Source organism: Amycolatopsis sp. cmx-4-54, assembly GCF_046548895.1.
GTDB lineage: Bacteria > Actinomycetota > Actinomycetes > Mycobacteriales > Pseudonocardiaceae > Amycolatopsis.
Window position 1 is genome coordinate 115773 of the sequence record NZ_JAEBEJ010000015.1, and the last position, 17710, is coordinate 133482.

13 protein-coding genes are annotated in these 17710 nt (G+C 69.2%); all 13 read left to right on the plus strand.

From position 1 onward, the window contains the following. Positions 1–208: 208 nt before the first annotated feature. From ACLJQ7_RS36700 to ACLJQ7_RS36760, 13 genes are read left to right on the plus strand one after another with little or no spacing between them, the layout of a single operon-like run. On the plus strand, positions 209–1537 hold the full coding sequence (locus tag ACLJQ7_RS36700) for a lysine N(6)-hydroxylase/L-ornithine N(5)-oxygenase family protein (protein ID WP_410652767.1): 1329 nt from the start codon (positions 209–211) through the stop codon (positions 1535–1537). After that, positions 1534–2637: an NAD(P)/FAD-dependent oxidoreductase gene (locus tag ACLJQ7_RS36705; RefSeq protein ID WP_410652768.1), complete on the plus strand. Its 1104-nt coding sequence runs from the start codon at positions 1534–1536 to the stop codon at positions 2635–2637. Before ACLJQ7_RS36700 ends, ACLJQ7_RS36705 begins: the two co-directional genes overlap by 4 nt. Before the next feature lie 2 nt (positions 2638–2639). Then, positions 2640–4913 carry a class I tRNA ligase family protein gene (locus tag ACLJQ7_RS36710; protein WP_410652769.1) on the plus strand — a complete coding sequence of 758 codons (2274 nt, stop codon included), beginning with the start codon at positions 2640–2642 and terminating at the stop codon, positions 4911–4913. Continuing rightward, on the plus strand, positions 4910–8203 hold the full coding sequence (locus tag ACLJQ7_RS36715; protein ID WP_410652770.1) for an amino acid adenylation domain-containing protein: 3294 nt from the start codon (positions 4910–4912) through the stop codon (positions 8201–8203). The genes ACLJQ7_RS36710 and ACLJQ7_RS36715 overlap by 4 nt, the downstream gene beginning before the upstream one ends. Then, positions 8200–9747 carry an AMP-binding protein gene (locus ACLJQ7_RS36720; protein WP_410652771.1) on the plus strand — a complete coding sequence of 516 codons (1548 nt, stop codon included), beginning with the start codon at positions 8200–8202 and terminating at the stop codon, positions 9745–9747. The genes ACLJQ7_RS36715 and ACLJQ7_RS36720 overlap by 4 nt, the downstream gene beginning before the upstream one ends. After that, positions 9737–10003: an acyl carrier protein gene (locus tag ACLJQ7_RS36725; RefSeq protein WP_410652772.1), complete on the plus strand. Its 267-nt coding sequence runs from the start codon at positions 9737–9739 to the stop codon at positions 10001–10003. Before ACLJQ7_RS36720 ends, ACLJQ7_RS36725 begins: the two co-directional genes overlap by 11 nt. Continuing rightward, complete coding sequence (locus ACLJQ7_RS36730) at positions 10000–10617, plus strand: GNAT family N-acetyltransferase (protein WP_410652773.1); 618 nt, start codon at positions 10000–10002, stop codon at positions 10615–10617. The genes ACLJQ7_RS36725 and ACLJQ7_RS36730 overlap by 4 nt, the downstream gene beginning before the upstream one ends. Beyond that, positions 10614–11639: a C45 family autoproteolytic acyltransferase/hydolase gene (locus ACLJQ7_RS36735; protein WP_410652775.1), complete on the plus strand. Its 1026-nt coding sequence runs from the start codon at positions 10614–10616 to the stop codon at positions 11637–11639. Before ACLJQ7_RS36730 ends, ACLJQ7_RS36735 begins: the two co-directional genes overlap by 4 nt. A gap of 14 nt (positions 11640–11653) precedes the next feature. Beyond that, positions 11654–12409, plus strand: coding sequence for a thioesterase II family protein (locus tag ACLJQ7_RS36740; RefSeq protein ID WP_410652776.1), 756 nt, complete (start codon positions 11654–11656; stop codon positions 12407–12409). Beyond that, positions 12409–13338 carry a hypothetical protein gene (locus ACLJQ7_RS36745; protein ID WP_410652777.1) on the plus strand — a complete coding sequence of 310 codons (930 nt, stop codon included), beginning with the start codon at positions 12409–12411 and terminating at the stop codon, positions 13336–13338. Before ACLJQ7_RS36740 ends, ACLJQ7_RS36745 begins: the two co-directional genes overlap by 1 nt. Then, complete coding sequence (locus ACLJQ7_RS36750; protein ID WP_410652778.1) at positions 13328–15538, plus strand: iron-containing redox enzyme family protein; 2211 nt, start codon at positions 13328–13330, stop codon at positions 15536–15538. The genes ACLJQ7_RS36745 and ACLJQ7_RS36750 overlap by 11 nt, the downstream gene beginning before the upstream one ends. After that, positions 15535–16575 carry a saccharopine dehydrogenase gene (locus ACLJQ7_RS36755; protein ID WP_410652779.1) on the plus strand — a complete coding sequence of 347 codons (1041 nt, stop codon included), beginning with the start codon at positions 15535–15537 and terminating at the stop codon, positions 16573–16575. Before ACLJQ7_RS36750 ends, ACLJQ7_RS36755 begins: the two co-directional genes overlap by 4 nt. Continuing rightward, positions 16568–17704, plus strand: coding sequence for a saccharopine dehydrogenase C-terminal domain-containing protein (locus ACLJQ7_RS36760; protein WP_410652780.1), 1137 nt, complete (start codon positions 16568–16570; stop codon positions 17702–17704). Before ACLJQ7_RS36755 ends, ACLJQ7_RS36760 begins: the two co-directional genes overlap by 8 nt. The last annotated feature ends 6 nt before the right edge of the window (positions 17705–17710 follow it).

Below are 17710 nucleotides of genomic sequence, written 5' to 3' on the forward strand. Positions count from 1 at the left end.
TCCAGCGAACGAGGCCACTTCGGCATTTTCTCCAACTGGGCGGGGTCGATCGCGCCTGAGAGCACTCGAACCGTCATTGGCGCGACGCACTGCGGACGTTCACGAAAGTTCAGGTGACGGCAGTACGGGAAGGGGTCCCCATGCGCGAAACGGATCAAAACAGCGAACCGCGACGGCCCGGCGCGGCACGTGAGGGGAGAGTCTTAAGGTGACTGCTCCTCTACCGCGTCGTCCGGAACAGGAGACGGCGCACTACCAGTGCCTCGGCGTCGGCGTGGGGCCCGCGAACCTCAGCCTGGCGTCCTTGCTGCACGACCGGGACGGGATCGCGAACCTCTTCCTGGATCGGGAAGAGCGTTTCGGCTGGCACGATGGACAACAGATACCCGGCGCCACCCTGCAGGTGTCGCTGCTCAAGGACCTGGTGACGCTGTCCGATCCCACCAGCCGGTTCTCATTCCTGTCCTATTTGCACGAACACGGCCGGATCTACCATTTCATCAACGCCCAGTTCGATGCCGTGCCGCGGCAGGAGTTCCGTAACTACCTCGAGTGGGCCAGTGAGACCAACAAGAACGTCCGCTTCGGTGAAGAAGTCCGTGAGGTCGACTTCGACGGTTCGTCTTTCGTCGTCCGCACCACCAGGCGAACGGTCACGGCCGACAACGTCGTGGTGGGGATCGGCACGAAACCCTGGGTGCCCGAACCGGCGCGCGGAAAACTCGGCGGATCACAGTTCCACGTCGCAGATTTCGTAACGCACAGCCGGGATTTCGCCGGAAAACGGGTCTCGGTGGTCGGCGGCGGGCAATCCGGCGCCGAGGTCTTCCTCGACCTGATCTCCCGTCCAGCGGAGCAACTTCCGCGCCGGGTGACCTGGGTTTCCCGCCGGCACAACTACTTCCCGATCGACGACACGCCGTTCACCAACGAGTACTTCGTCCCCGGCTATTCCGACTACTTCTTCGACCTGGACCGTCCCGCCCGGGTGGCGCTCAACGCGCAGAACGTGCTGACCAGCGACGGAATCTCCGAGTCGACGCTGCGGGAGATCTATCAGCGCTGCTATGCCCGCAGGTTCGTCGACGGCGTCGATGACCTTTTCGCTCTCCTGCCCAACCGCACCGTCACCGGTGTCACCGCCGACCGCGACGCGTGGGATCTGACCGTCGAGAGCAACGACGACCCGGGCCTGGTCGAGCACGTCGAAGCCGACTCCGTGGTGTGGGCCACCGGATATCACCCCGCGACAGCGGATTTTCTGTCGCCGCTGGAGGACAGGCTCGCCCGGGAGGGCGATGAATACAACGTGGACAAGGATTTCGCCATCCGCTGGGACGGTCCCCGCGACCGCTCGGTGTTCCTGCAGAACAGAGTCCGCGATCAGCGCGGCCTCGCCGACCCGAATCTGAGCCTGGTCGCGTGGCGCAGCCAGCGAATCATGGACCGGTTACTCGGCATGCACTCCAACGAACAGAGGGAGCCCTTCATCGATTGGGCCGGCAAGCACATCGCCGACGCGTTGGACCCGACGTGAGCTCGGCGACGGCCGGTACCGCACACCGAGCCGCCGGTGGCGGGATGGCGGGCGTCCGGGGCCAGGTCGACATCGCCGTACTGGGCGGGGGCATCATCGGCTGCTTGATCGCGCACGAAATCCTCCGGCGCGCGCCGGAGGCGTCGGTGCTGCTGCTCGACCGCGAACTGGTCGGTGGCGGAGCCTCACTGCGGTCGGCCGGGTTGCACATCCCGCGCGGCGCCACCGCGACGGTGCGTGAAATGGCCCGCTTCAGCCATGAGTACTACCGGAAGCTGGTCCAGGACCGTCCTGCGCTTCCTCTTCATCCGGTGGCCATGCGAGTCGTGGGCACCGCCGCCGACGAGCCGAAGATGCGCACGGATTATCTGCCCGAAGCGGAGCTCACCGTCACCAGCGACCTGCCGGATGAAGTGAGCCTGCCGCCGGGTGCGGCCGCCTGGTCCGTCCGAGGCGGCCACCACGCCGACGTGGCCCAGGTGACCCGCGCCTTGACCGCCGATCTGCGCACTGTTGCCGAGGTACGTGAGGCAGTGCGGGTGGAAGCGGTGATCGAGCATCGGGACGGCGTCGCCCTGCGTCTGGGCACCGGCGAGGCCCTGACCGCGGGCAAAGTGGTGCTCGCACCGGGGCCGTGGCTGGCCGCCCCAGCGTGGCGGGCGATGGTGGCCCCGTTGAAGGCGAGGGTGAAGAAGGTCGTCGCGCTGCACGTCGGCGGACGGCCTGCCCCGCACGACGCGGCGGTGATCTTCGAGCGCGAAGACGCCTTTCTGTTGCCGTTGCCCGAACGAGGGCACTGGCTCTTCAGCTACACCTGCCCGGAATGGGACGTCGACCCGGACGCCCCGTCGAGAGGGCTGACCGAACACAACCTGGACGAAGCCCGGGAGATCCTCCGGCGTCACGCTCCCGCGATGGCCGCCGGCCGACTCTCCGGACGAGTCTTCTGCGACGCCTACAGCGGTACCGGCGAGCCCGCGGTGCGCGCGCTCGGTGATGGCCGGGTCGTCTTCGCGGGCGCGGCGAACGGGTCGGGCTACCGGCTCGGGCCCGCCATCGCCGCCCGCGCGGCCGACCTGCTCGAGACGGGAGGAAGTTGATCGTGGAGATCAGTACGTTCACCGGCGAAGGACTGACCCGGGCGTTCGGCATCGATGTCGCGACCTTGGATCCGGGTGCGGGCGGCGACCTGGGGGTGGGGGCGTCCTGGGGCCGGGTGGCACCCGGCGTGCGGTCGCTGACCCACCAGCACGACGAGACCGAGGTATGGGTCCTCGTCGCCGGAGGCGGCGACCTGGTCGTCGACGGCGCCGATCATCGGATCGAGGCCGGGACGGTCGTCCGGTTCGACCCGTTCGAAACCCACTACGTCACCAACAACGGAGAGACCGACCTGGTACTGGTGTCGTTCTTCTGGCGCGACCTCACCCGTGCGACGGCCGCCGCCGAGAAATCGGTGCGCCGCCGGTTCGGCGAGCGTCCGGTCTTCGTGTTCTCCTCCGCCCCGACCCCGAACGGGGATCTGCATCTGGGCCACCTCGCGGGACCGTTCTTCGCCGCCGACGCCTACACCCGGTTCCAGCGGATGAACGGCGTCCAGGCCTGGCACCTCTGTGGCACCGACGACTACCAGAACTACGTCGAGGCGGCCGCGGCCAAGGAAGGCCGCACCGCGCTGGACACCGCGGCCCACTACAGCGAGCGGATCCGCGAAACCTTCGCCGCGATGGACATCGAGGTCCACCAGTTCACCGCGACCAGTGTCGACGACACCTATCCGGACGGGCTGCGCGCCTTCTTCGGCTCACTGGCAGGCTCCGCTCCGGTCCGGTTGACCGAGGCCGACGCGCTGTTCGACCCGGAATCGGGCAAGTACCTCTTCGAATCCGGCGTCACCGGCACCTGCCCGTCCTGCGGGCAGACCACCGGCGGCAACATCTGCGAGGGCTGCCGCGAGCCCAACTCGGTGGCCGACCTGGGCAACCCGGTGTCGGTCGAGTCCGGCGCCCTGCCCCGCCGTGGCACCGTGCGCCGCTATCAGCTGTCCCTGCACGAACTCGCCGACGATGTCCGTGACCACCATCGCCGGGGCCGGGTACCCGCCTCGGTCAAGGAACTGGCCGCCCGGGTGCTGTCCCGCGGCCCCGTCGAGTTCCCGCTGACCCATCCCTCCGACTGGGGACTGTCTCCTGACGAGTCCGATGTGGACGGACAGGTGATCTGGTCGTGGGTCGACCTGGCCTACAGCTTCCTGCACGGCATCGGCGCCCTGGGGGCGCGCATCGGCCATGACTGGAAAGCCGCCGATCCGGACCCGGACTGGAAGATCGTGCATTTCCTCGGGGCAGACGGAACCTTCTTCCACCCGATCGCGTACCCGGCGCTCTACCGGGCGGCGTATCCGGGTTGGGAGCCCGACATCGACTACCACGTCAACGAGTTCTACCTGCTCCAGCAGAGCAAATTCTCCACCAGCCGCCGTCACGCGGTGTGGGGGCGCGACGTGCTCGGCCCGGAGACAGCGGACGCGTACCGGCTCTATCTGGCGCTGACGCGCCCGGAGGGCAGGCGCACCAACTTCGATCCGGACGAGTTCGACGTCTTCACCCGCGACACGCTGGAAGGCCACTGGCAGGGCTGGCTCGCCGGCCTGGGCGAGCGTCTCGCCCGTGACCACGGCGGCAAGGTCCCCGACGCCGGTATCTGGACCCCGGAACACACCGCCTTCCTGGCCCGGCTCACCGAGCGGCTCACCGCGCTGACCCGTGCACTGGGCGCCGACGACTTCTCTCTGAACTCCGCCGCGGCCCAACTTCTCGGCCTGGTCGAAGACACCCGCGTGTTCGCGGCCAGGGAGTCCGCCGCCGCGCAGATCGGTGACTGGGCCGACGAGGCGCGCACCGCCCTCGCGCTCGAAGTGGCCGCGGCCCGGTTGCTGGCCACCTGCGGCACCCCGGTGGTGCCCCGGTTCGCGGGTGCCCTCGCCGAAGCTTTGGGGTTGCCCGCCGAACGGAGCTGGCCGCGGACGGTGGAACTGGTCCCCGCGGGAACCACCGTGACCCTCGCCGGCCGCACGTTCTTCGGGGAGAAACAGGAAAGCGCCGCCGAGTCGCCGCTGTTGCCCTGGTTGTCCGACGTGGTCCGCGAGGTGCTGAGGCTGCCCGCCGACGAACCGGTGGCGCATCTTTCCCTGGCGGAGCTGGGGATGCAGTCGATTCAAGCCGTCGCGCTGCAGTACCAGCTGACCGACCGGCTGGACGCCGACGTCTCGTTGGAGACGCTGTTCAACGGAGGTGACGTCGCCAAGCTCGCCGACACCCTGGCCAAGGAGCTGCCCGAAGACGTGGTGCGCAAGCACGCGGAGGTGAGCCGATGACCACGATCGAACGAGAGACCCCGGCTCGGGTGGTTCGAGAACTGCGCTCGCGAGGGCTGAACGTCAGCCTGTCGGGTACGGACCTGAAACTGCAGGGGCCGCGCGAGCGGATGGACGCCGAACTGATCGCGAAGGTCAAGGCGCACAAGGCCGATCTGGTCGAATATCTGGACACACCGCCCGGCGTGCCGCTGACCGCGTTGCAACGCGGCTATCTCATCGGCCGGGACCGTCAGGTCGAAATCGGCTCCGCCAGCCACATCTACCACGAAATCTCCGGCAGTTGGGACATCGACGGGCTGGAGAGCGCGCTCAACACGGTGGTGGCCCGGCACGGCATCCTGCGCACCCGGTTCACCGAGGACGGAACCCAGATCGAGCAGCGTTCCGCGCATGTCCCGATCGACCGGTACGACCTGCGTGGCAAGTCCGCCGAGGAGCAGCACGCCCACCGGGAGTCGGTGCGCGCCGAACGCGGTCACCGCAGCCTCCCGGCCGACGAAGCGCCCCTGCTCGCCGTCGCGGTCACCCTGCTCTCGGACCAGGAGATGCTGCTGCACGTCGACCACGACGGCCTCATCCTCGACGCGATCAGCATCTTCCTGTTCTTCCAGCAGTGGCACGCCGCGTATACGGGGGCGACGGCGGACGCGGAAGAGGAAGCGAGATTCGCCGACTTCGTCACAGCGCGGGAACGTGCCCGGACCAAGACCCCGGCCGCACGGTCGAAGGAGTACTGGCTGGCCCGCCTGGACAATCTGGCGCCGTATCCAAATCTGCCGTTGCGCACCGGCCCGGCGGCGATCACGGAGGCCCGGTTCACCGCTCGCTTCGCCCGCCTTGACAATCCACAATGGACTAACTTGAAAGAGCTGAGTGCCCGGCACGGGCTGACCCCGTCGGGGCTCCTGCTGGCGGTCTACGCCGAAGTGCTGGCCTGCTGGGGCGCGGGCGAGCGGTTCACCCTCAACGCCACGGTGGCCAACCGGCCGCCGATCCATCCCCGGATCCACACCGCGCTGGGCAACTTCGGCGAAACCATGCTGGTGCAGGTAGAGCCGGAAGCAGGTGAAGCGTTCGCCGACCGGGCCCGCGCCATCCAGGAATCGCTGCGCGAGTCGCTGGACAACCGGCACTTCAGCGGCATCGAGGTGCTCCGCGAGCTGGCCCGGCAGGACGGCGCGGACGCCCGGATGCCCTACACCTTCAACAGCGCCATCGGCTACGAAGACGTCGACGGGTCGGCGATGGAGCTGTTCGGGCCGGAGGTGTACACCGAAAGCCAGACCCCGCAGGTGTGGCTGGACGTGTCACCCTACGAGCAGCACGGCGGGGTCGTGGTGCAGTTCGACAGTGTCGACGAGCTGTTCCCGGAAGGACTCGTCGACGCGCTGGTCGGCGGATATCAGCGGCTGCTCGGCGAACTGCGGGACCCGGACGCCTGGTCACGGCAGACCTTCGACCTGCGCCCGGACGACCAGCGCGCCCGCCGCGCCGAGGCCAACGACACCGCGACCGAAATCCCGGACCCGGTTCTGCCCCAGCGCTTCCTGGCACAGGTTCAGTCCACTCCGGACGCTCCGGCGGTGATCACCGGTACGGCCGAGATCAACTATCGCGAACTGCACGCGCACGTCCAACGCGCGGCGCGCTGGCTGCGTGATCGCGGAGTGCGCCGTGACGAGCCGGTCGGGCTGGTGATGACCCGCGGCCCCGAGCAGGTCGCGGGCATCCTCGCCGTCGTTCTCGCCGGAGGCGCGTATCTGCCGATCGACGCCGGGCTGCCCGCCGAGCGGCGTGCGCTCATGCTGGCCGACGGCGAAACCCGGTTCGTCCTGACCAACTCCGGCCACGGCGACGACGAGCGCGAGGTTCTCGACCTCGACCTGACTCGACCCGCGGAGAGGGTCGAGCCGGTGAGCCCGCTACCCGACGCCGATCCAGGCGACCTGGCGTACGTGCTCTACACCTCCGGCACCACCGGCAGGCCGAAGGGCGTCATGGTCACCCACGGCGCGGTCGCCAACGTCGTCGCCGACTGCAACAGCCGGTTCGGCGTCGGTCCCGGTGACCGGTTCTTCGGTATCAGCTTGTTCTCATTCGACCTGTCGGTCTACGACGTGTTCGGCGCGCTGTCGGCCGGGGCGGCCGTCGTGCTGCCGGATGCCGACCGAGCGGCCGACCCGGCGCACTGGCTGCGGCTGTGCGACCAGGCGGGGGTGACCGTGTGGAACTCGGTCCCCGCCATCGTCGGGCTGCTGCTCGAACAGGCCGAGGCCGACGGCGCCGAATCCCTGCGGACGTTGCGGCTGGTGATGATGAGCGGCGACCGGCTGCCCCCGGCACTTCCGGCCGCGTTGCGGGCGATCCGCCCCGGACTGGACGTGATCTCTCTCGGCGGGCCGACCGAGACGACCATCTGGAACATCTCCCATCCGGTCGGCGCGGGCGAGGACGGCTCGGAGTCGATCCCCTACGGCAGACCCAACGCCAACAACCGTGCCTACGTGCTCGACGCGGCGGGCCGCGACCTGCCGGACTGGGTCACCGGCGAGATCTGCGCGGCGGGCACCGGGCTGGCGCGCGGCTACTGGAACGACGAGGAGCGGACCGCGGAGCGGTTCTTCGAAGACCCGGTCCGCGGTGAACGGATCTACCGCACCGGGGACCTGGGACGGTGGCTGCCCACCGGCGAGATCGAGATCTTCGGCCGGTCGGACTTCCAGATCAAGGTCAACGGCTACCGCATCGAGGCGGGCGAGGTCGAGACCAGGCTTCTCGCACTCGACGCCGTCCGCCGCGCCGTGGTGGCCCGCGAGTCCGGCGCCCAGGGCGACCGGCTGATCGCGCATCTCGTGCCCGCCGGCGGCGAGCGGCCCACCGCCCACGAGCTCGGCGAGCAGGTGCGTACCGTGCTACCGCACTACATGGTGCCGTCCGGAGTGTACTGGCACGACGCGTTTCCGTTGACCCGTAACGGAAAGGTCGACCGCGCCCGGTTGCAGCAGCACAAACCCGACGCGGTCGCCGTCGCCGAAGCGCCGCCGGACACCGAACTGGAGCACGAGGTCGCGCGGCTGTGGGCGAAGGTGCTCAAAGTCGACGCCCCGCCCGCCACCGCGACCCTGTACGACCTCGGCGGCGACTCGCTGGCCGCGGCCCGGATCCTCGCGGGCGTCCGGAAACAGTTCGGCGTCGGCTTCACGCTGGATCGGTTGCCCGAACTGGACACCGTGCGCCGCATGGCCGCGATGATCGCCGCCGCCCCACCGAAGGGGGGCCGTCGATGACCACCACCGAATCCGTGACCGCCGTCCGGGTGCTGAACGAGATCAACGCGACACCGCCCGAACCCGGTCACCGGCTGCACCTCGCCCGGCTCGACCGCACCGAACAGTTCGATTTGCGGGAAGTGCACGAGATGGTGGGCAGGCTCGCCCGCGCCCTCGTGGATCTCGGTCTCCGCCGCGGTGACAGGATCGGGATCCTGGCGCCGAACTGCCTGGAGTGGGTGCTGCTGGACCTCGCGGCCCTGCGCGTCGGCGCGGTCACCGTCGGCTTCGACCCGGCCAAATTCGACGCGGACCCGGCACTGGCCGTCCGATACGGCCTGACATTGCTCTTCGCCGACGGAGAGGGCGACCGGGTCCAGCCGCTCGCCGACGTCCGGGCGCTGGCCGGCGACCAGGACGCCGTCCCACCCGAGCCGGTGCGCTACCGGCCGGAGGACTTCACGAGCCTCAAGCTCACCTCGGGCAGCACCGGCGAGCCCAAGGGCATGACCGCGTCGGCGGGCAGCATCGACGCCGGGATCGCCGCCGTACAGGAGATCTTCCGGCACGGCGCCGGCGACAACCTGTTCGTCTTCCTGCCGTTGGCGGTCCTGCAACAGCGTTACTGGATCTATTCGGCCCTGCGTTTCGGCCACGACGTCACCTTGAGCACCTACGAGGCCGCGTTTCCGACGCTGCGCCGGGTCAAACCCACCGTGGTGATGGGGGTGCCGGGGTTCTTCGCCACCGCCAAGGCCTACATCGAGCAGCAGGTCACCAGGGCCGGCCCGGAGACCCCGCCGTCGGAGGCACTGGCCCAGGGCGCCCGCCGCGTGTTCGGTGACCGGATCCGCTACCTGTGGACCGGCTCCGCCCCGGCCGCCGAAGACGTACTCCGGTTCTTCACCGACGCAGGATTGCCCATCTACGAGGGGTACGGGCTCAACGAGACGTGCGTCGTCGCGAAGAACCATCCCGGCGCGCATCGACCCGGAAGTGTCGGGAAGGTGTTGCCGCACAAAGAGGTCTTGATCGACGGTGACGGCGTCGTGAGTGTGCGCAGCCGGCCTCCCGTCTGCGATCGCTACGAGTTCGCGCCGCCCGGCGCGTCCGAACGGGTGTTCCCGGAGCCGGGTCTGGTCCGCACCGGTGACCTGGGAGAACTGGACGACGACGGCTATCTCTACATCAAGGGACGGGCCGACGACGTGATCGTGCTCGAGAACGGGCGGAAGGTGGTGGTGCGCCCGGTGGAAGACCACATGCGCACCAGTCCCGCCATCGCCGAATGCGTGCTGTTCTGCCCCTCCCAGACGTATCTGGTGGCGGTGGTGTCCCCGGCGTCGCTTCCCGCCGACGAGGCGGCGATCGCCGAACAACTCACCCGCACCAACGCGGCTTTCGGAACCGACGAGCAGATCCGCAAGGTGGTCGTCGCCGCCGAACCGTTCAGCGCCGGAAACGGGCTGCTCAGCTCACAGTTCAAACCGCTGCGGTCGCGGATCGCCGACCGCTATCACCACGAGATCCACGATGACCAGGGGAGTGTCCATGTCTGCTGAACCGTCCACCATCGACGACACGGTGCGGGACAACCTGTCCCGGGTGCTGAGCAAGCCTGTCGAACCCGCCGAAATCGACCCGGACCGCGATCTCGCCGACGGCTACGGCCTGACCTCGATGCAGAAGGTGATGTTCCTGATGTCCGTTTGCGACGACACCGGAGTCGGCCTGGAGACGTTCACCGAGCCGGACGTGGCGGCCATGCACACCCTGCGCGACGTCACCGACGCGCTCGCCGGGGCGGTGAAGAAATGACCGGGCAGCGCTGGGCGGAACTCGCCCGCACCGAACTGGCCGATGACCACGTGGTGCTCCGGCCGATAGCCGAAACCGATCGCGAGCCGCTGCGCACGATCGCACTCGATTCGGCGATCTGGCGCTACTTCGTGCAGCTCATCGAGACCGACGAGCAGTTCGACGCGTTCTTCGACGCCGCCGTCGCCGACCAGGCCAAGGGCGACCGGGTCGTGTACGTGATCACCGAGCGGGAAACCGGGCTGATCGCGGGAAGCATGAGTTTCTGCAGTATCAACCAGGACGCGGGACGGCTGGAGATCGGCTGGTCCTGGCTGGGCACGAAGTTCCAGGGCAAGGGCGTCAACCACTGGGCCAAGTACCTGATGCTGCGCGAAGCCTTCGACGCGCTGGGCGCCGAGCGGGTCGAATTCAAAACCGACGTGCTGAACAAGCAGGCCCGGCAAGGGCTTCGCAACATCGGCGCGGTGGAGGAGGGCGTCCTGCGCAGCTTCAACCCCATGCCGGGCGGCCGCCGCCGGGACGCCGTCTACTACAGCGTTCTGCGCGCCGAATGGCCCGGCGTGGCGGCCACCCTGCTCGCGGGGAAGAAGGTCACGGAGCGTGGCTCGTGACCGTCCCCTTCGTTCGTGCCCACGGTGACGCGTTCACCCGAGGCCGGGCGCACGGCGAAGCGCTGGCGACGGAATTGCGCCATTTCCTCGGTGACCGTCTCGCCCGGCTCAACGCGCTGTCGCCGGACCCGCTGAGTCTCGGCGCGTTGCGCCCGGATCTCGCCGAGTACGCCCGCGCGATCGACGAACAGATCCCGGACCTGGGCACGGAGATCCGCGGCCTGGCCGAAGGGGCGGGCATCACCCACGACGAGGCGGTGCTGCTGCAAATGCGCCGAGAAGTGCTCGGCTACCAGAAGCTGCCGACGATGGGCGACTGCACCACCTACGCGCGGACCGGCTCCGACCCCGTGCTGGCGCAGACGGTCGACCTCAACGGCGATCTCGACGACCATCTCGCCGTCCTGGACGTCCGAACAGGGAAGCGACGGTCGCTCGTGCTCAGTTTCGGTGGTCTGCTCGGGTATCTGGGGGTCAACGACGCCGGCCTCGCCGTCGGACTGAATCTTGTGCTGGCCGGGAAATGGCGCCACGGGCCGTCGCCGTATCTGGCGATCCGGCATCTGCTCGACACCTGTGGCAGCGTCGCCGAGGCCGTGGAGACCCTACGAGGCATGCGGCTGGCCGCCTCGCGTTCAGTGACTTTGTGCGATCTCACCACCACCGCCTGGGTGGAGATCGCCGATGACGACCTGCGATCGACCGAGGGGCCGGAATCCGTGCACACGAACCACTTCCTGCATCCGGACCTCGCCCCCCGCGACGAACTGACCGTGTTCGCGCGCAATTTCTCGCTCCAGCGGCTCAAAGCCTGTCAGGCGGGGATCGAACGGCTGCCGGGACAGGCGTCCACAGAGGACCATTTCGCGCTGCTGTCCAGTGCCCCCGTGCGGGTCGCCGGGAACGGCGACATCCGCCGCGAGAGGACCGTCGCCGCGGTCGTGCTCCGGCCGGATCGGGGAGAACTGCACGTACGTCCCGGCGACCCGGCATTTTCGTCCACCGAATCCTTCACGCTCTGAGAGGAGACGCACCGGTGCCCGACTGCTTCCTCACCCGCGGCGGTGATCGCCCCGCCAGAGTCTTCTGCTTCCCGTACGCGGGCGGTGATCCGCGCGTCTACCTGGAATGGCAGGAGCGTCTCGACGACCACGTCGACGTCGTCGCCGTCTGTCCGCCGGGTAAAGCGCACCGGGCGCACGAATCACTGCCGGTGTTCGATGACCTCGCCGACGACCTCGCCACCGCGATCGCCGACGAGGTCGGCGCGGACCCGCGGCCGGCGCAGTTGTTCGGCCACAGTTTCGGCGGGCTGCTGGCCTTCGAGGTCGCTCGCCGACTGCGCGACCTGCCCGCGGTCGGCCACCTGACCGCGTCCGGGGTCTCCGCCCCCTCGCTGTTGCCCTCGGACCGGGTGCGCCGGATCGCCGACCTCGACGGCGCAGAATTCGCCGACGCACTGGCGTACTTCGGGCAGTTCCCGCCCGAGGTCGTCGCGGACAAGGACGTGCTGAACCTGCTGCTGCCCGGCCTCAAGGCGGATTTCGACCTGGCCGTGGGCTACCGGTACCGTCCGACGCCACCGCTGGAGATCGGGGTGTCGATCATCGTCGGCACCGAGGATCCGCACGTCGGCGACGTGCAGGTCGCGCCGTGGGCCAAGGAATGCGTCGAACCCCCGGAGCAACTCCGTGTCGCCGGCGGGCACTTCTACTTCGACCCCGATCCCGAACCTGTCCTCTCCCTGCTGCGCGCGCACGCCGAGGCCACCACCCACGTGGAGGTCATCTGATGGCCACCGGCGTGTACCTCAGCGATCCGCGTTACGTGCTCGGAGAGCAGGAGGTGGACCACGCGGCCCTGCCCGGGCTGGAAGCCAAGGCCCAGCAGTACGGGCTCGCCTTCGACCCCGGACTGTGGGGCTGGGGCAGCGTGTTCCGCACCGAGCGCGGACTCGACGACCTCGCCGTCGACGCGGGCACGAAGGCGCTGCTTGCCAGCGGGAGCGATCCGGACGAGGTCGACGCCCTGGTGTTCTGTTCGACCTACCTGCCGGTGCCGCCGGAAGGACACGGCTCGCTCATCCGGGGAATGCTGACCCGTCTGGGTCTCGGCGACATTCCCGTCTACGGCACGAATCTGGGCCGTTGCGTCAACCTGCTGTCCGGTTTGGACATGGCCACCGCGCTGGTCGGAAGCGGACGGTTCCGGCGGATTCTCGTCGTCACGGCGGATCGGGTGTTCGACGAGGACGCCCGGATCACCGGATACGCGCTGTTCAGCGACGGCGCCGCCGCCTGCTTGGTCGGCGCGGAGAGGGCCGGCTACGAAATCCTCGGCTGCGCGTCAGCTCAGGAGACCACGTCACTGGACTGGTCGTCCGAGATCAGCTCCGACCTCGCCAAACAGGTCAACGAGCGGCTTCTCGGTGCGCGCGGGATCGACACCAGGGCACTGGACGCCTTGCTGCACGCCAACATCTACCTGCCGCTGCTGGTGATGAAGGAGAGACAAGCCGGTTTCGCCCCCGGCCAGCTGGACACCACGAACGTCACCCGGATCGGTCACTGCTTCGCCGCCGACCCGCTGATCAACCTCGCCGATCGCGAAGCCTCGGACCGAATCCGTCCCGGCGGGCACTACCTGCTGGCAGCGAGCGTTCCCGGTTCCCGCATCGGGGTTCTGGTCCGTAAACCGGAAGGAGCGACCGATGGCCGTTGAGCCGACCCTCGTCCCCGACGACACCACGACCGCCTTGCCGCCCAGGCCGTTCAACTTCACGCCAGGCACCGGCGAGGCCGTCGACGAAGTGATCGCCGCCGGTCCGCGTGAGATGTTCCGCACGCTGTTGCAGGACCGCGAGTCCGAGACGACCCTGTTGCTCGCTCGCCGGGTCCTGCACGCCTTTCTCGCGCGACCCCGGGTGCGGGCCGTGGACGACCTGCCCGCCGCCGTCGCCGAGCTGGTCGAACAGGCCCGCGCCGATCTCGTCCCGGCGCACGCGTCCCTCGCCGCGGCAGACCGGGAGGTCCACGCCGAGCTGCTGCGCCAGCGCGGGGTGATCGCACTGCTCGACGGCTGCTGGCTCGACGCGGTGTCGCAGCCCGCCACCCAGCCCGCCCTCGTGGTGAACCGCCTGTTCGGCCACCATGTCGTCCTCGCCGGGGGCGGGGACCCGCTCGAATCCGCACAGCACCGCCGGGCCCGGGCGCTGGAGGACGCCGGGGCGGCGCTGCCCGACGTCGCCGCCGCCGATTTCCTCGACCGGGCCGAGGCCCGGCCCGCGACGATCCTGCTCGCGTGTTTCCCGTTGGCGCTCGCGGTGCTGCCCGCCAACTTCCTGCCCGAGGTCGTCGGCGTTCACCACGCGTTCCACCGGCTGGGGATCGACGACCGCTTGCTGGGCACACCGCCGCCGATCCCGCCGGGCGACCTTGACGCACTGCTCGCCGAGTACGCCGGCCAGGCGAGCCCGCACGACCGTGGGCGGGTGCTGGCCGCGGTCGAGCTGACGCTGTCGCTGGAACGGGAACACCTGGGCCTGCTCACCGAGCTGCTCGAATTCCGGCGCACCCAGACCCTGGAGTCGAAGGCCGCCGAAGTGATCTCCCGGCACGCGCCGCTGGCAGGCAAACAGCACGGCCGGGTCACGCTGGGCGATCGGTCACTGGTGGAGACGTTCGCCGGCTTCGGCCGCACCGCGGCCGCTGCCGACCCCGCCGCGCTCGCCGAATTCCTCACCGAGTTCCGCGAATCCCCGTACCTGGCCGAACAACCGGACGGTGATTGCCGGTTCCTCGCCGCGACCCGGTTCGGGGGCGCGATGTTCGGCATCTTCGACGAACGCGAGGCCAAGGTGCTCGCCGACTGGATCGCCACCGTGCACAAGGGTGCCAAGCCCTCGATCGCCGTGCGGCCGAACACCGTCGGCGACGCCCTCGCGGCTCGCTGGTCCGCCGCGATTCGCCACGCCCGGCCGGAGGACGTCGTGTTCGACGCGTCGCCGCCGTCCGACGATCGCGAACTGTTCTACCGGCTGGTCAACATCGAGAACCACGCCGCGACCCTGAAGGTGGCCGCCGATCGTGCGGAGCGGTGTTTCGCCGACGCGCAGGTGCTGTTCGAACACGGCGCGGGTGGCCGCTACACCGACGCCAGCTTCTTCGAGTACGACGCCGACGCGCTCTACGCGCGAGCGGAGAAGATCTACTGGGAGAAGCTGGTCGAGCCGTACAAACCGCTGGAGCAGGTCCCGGACGCCGACGAGGTGCTGTTCGAGCAGAGCACCTATCAGCTCACCTACCTGATCGACGGCGCCTGGCTGCACCGCGTCGGCAGGCTGGGCCGCCGGGAACGGGAAAGCGACGGGATGCTGTTCAGAATTCACGCGGACGAGATGGGCAACGGCGATGTGCGCAAGAACCATCTCACCCTGACCCGCCGCGCGATGGTCAGCCAGGGCCGGGACCTTCCGCATATCCGGACCGAGGAGTTCACCGACCAGGACGAACTGCCCGACGACATGTACGGCTTCGCGTTGCAGCAGCTGTCGATGTGCCTGTTCCCGGACCGGTTCTACAACGAGATCCTCGGCTACAACCTGGCGATCGAGATGTTCGGCTCCGGGGAGATGCGGCTGCACGAGATCCAGAAGCTGCGTCACCACGGTTTCGACGACTGCTACGAGCAGGCGCATCTGACCATCGACAATTTCTCCGCCGGCCATGCCAAACAGGCCGCCGACATCATCGTCGCCTACCTGGACCGGGTGCGGCGGAACAGCGGCGAAGCGGCGGTGGCGGGGGAGTGGCGGCGGGTCTGGCGCGGTTATGCTTCGTTCGCGTTCTTTCTGGAACAGCCGCTGCTTCGCGAGGTCGCGACGGCAGAGACCGCGGACGAGAGTGCGGAGCTGGTGTTGTGAGCGGAGCGCGGTTGCTGATGCGCGAAGAGTTCCGGCCGACCGAACGCCGTGCGCCGTTGTCCCCGGCTTCGGCCCGCGACGTGATCCGCAGGGGCGTCGAGGTCAGTGTGGAACGGTCGTCGCGACGGGTGTTCCGCGACGACGAGTACGCCGCCGCCGGCTGCACGCTTGTCCCGGCAGGCAGCTGGCCCGACGCCTCGGACGACGTGTTCGTACTGGGGCTGAAGGAATTGCCCGAGCACCCTGCCGTGCTGCGACACCGGCACATCTACTTCGGGCACGCCTACAAGAACCAGCCCGGTGCGCGGGAACTGCTGCGCCGCTTCACCGAAGGCGGAGGGGCGCTTCTGGATCTGGAGAGCCTCGTCGACGAGGAAGGTCGTCGCGTCGCCGCCTTCGGCTATTGGGCGGGCTACGTCGGCGCTGCACTCGCCGTGCTGCGCCGTCGCGACCGGCTCTGCGAACCACTCGTACCCCTGTCCCGCGAGAACCTGGACGAAGCACTTCGGGTGGCGGCGGAACCGTCGCGTGCCTTGGTGATCGGCGCGCTCGGCCGCTGCGGTCGCGGGGCGGCCGACGCGCTCACCGCGGCGGGCGCCGACGTGACACGGTGGGATCTGGAAGAGACGCGGGACCTCGACGTGACGGCTCTGCTCGACCACGACATCATGGTCAACGCGGTCCTCGCCACCGGTCCGATCACCCCGTTCCTGACCGTGGAGACGCTGCGCCGTCCCCGGAGGCTGTCCGTGGTCGCCGACGTGACCTGCGATGTCGGATCGCCGTGCCACACGCTGCCGATCTACGACGAGACCACCACCTGGCGGGATCCGGTGCGCCGGATCGGTGGTCTGGACGTGATCGCGATCGACAACCTGCCGTCGCTGCTCCCCGTCGAGTCCACTGTGGACTTCGCCGCGGACCTCGCGCCGTATCTGGCGGAACTCGGCGGCTCGGGCGCCTGGCGGCGCGCTTCCGCCGCGTTCACCGCCGCTTGCGCGAGCCACGACCTGAACCGGAAGGAAGACCATGTCTGACATCCCGGCTGTGCACTGGGCCGGCACCGGCCTGTCGACCGGCCCCGGCCTCACGGCCCTGGCCGAGCAAACCCGCGTCGTGCTCTGGGGCCGCACCGAAACCAAGGCCGAGGACTGTCTGAAGCGCCTTGGCGCGGCAGGGGAACCGCGAGCGTTCACACCCGAGGCACTCGCCGCGGAGGTCGACGCGGGCGACGTCGTCGTCTCGATGCTGCCGGGTACCGAACATCCGGGACTGCTGCGGATCTGCCTGGACCGCGGCGCGCACTTCGCGTGCAGCAGCTACGCCTCGGACGCGATCCGCGACGGCGCGGACGAAGCAGCCGCGGCGGGGCTCACCGTGCTCACCGAGATCGGACTCGACCCGGGTATCGATCACCTCTTCGCCGACGTCCTGGTCGAACGGGCGTCGCGGGCGCTCGGGTCCGACAGCCGCGTCACGGCCGCGTTCACCTCCTACTGCGGCGGGGTGCCCGCCGAACCGAACGAGTTCCGCTACCGGTTCAGCTGGGCGCCACGCGGTGTCCTCACCGCGCTGCTCACACCGGCGCATTACGTCGAGTCGGGCAGGAAGCACGTCGCCGATCGCCCGTGGGAGGTGGCGCGGCCGCTGGCGCTGGACGGCGAACAATTCGAGGTCTATCCGAATCGCGACAGCCTGCCCTACATCCGCCAGTACGGGGTGCCGGAATCCTGGCAGCTGGACAGCTTCGTGCGCGGCACCCTGCGCCTGGACGGCTGGCTCGACGCCTGGGCGGACGTGTTCACCGAACTACGCCGAGGCGACGCCGACCGGATCACCGGACTCGCGGATGTACTCGCCGCCCGTCATCCGACCCGCCCGCAGGACCGGGACCGAGTGGTGCTGGCCGTGGAGTTGTCCGCTCGCCGTGAGGACGGGCGCACCTGGTCCGGCCGGTACTCGCTGGATCTCGTCGGTGACCCCGGGGCCAGCGCCATGGCCCGCTGCGTGTCGTTGCCCCTCGCCCTCGGCATCGGCGAACTGCTCGACGGTGCCCTGCCCGCGGGCCTGGTCCAAGGCGCCCCCGACCCGGCAGCCGCCGCGCGCTGGCTCGACCGCCTCGCGGCGTGGGGCCTGCCGATCCGCGTCACCGGTACCGACCTCTGAACCGAT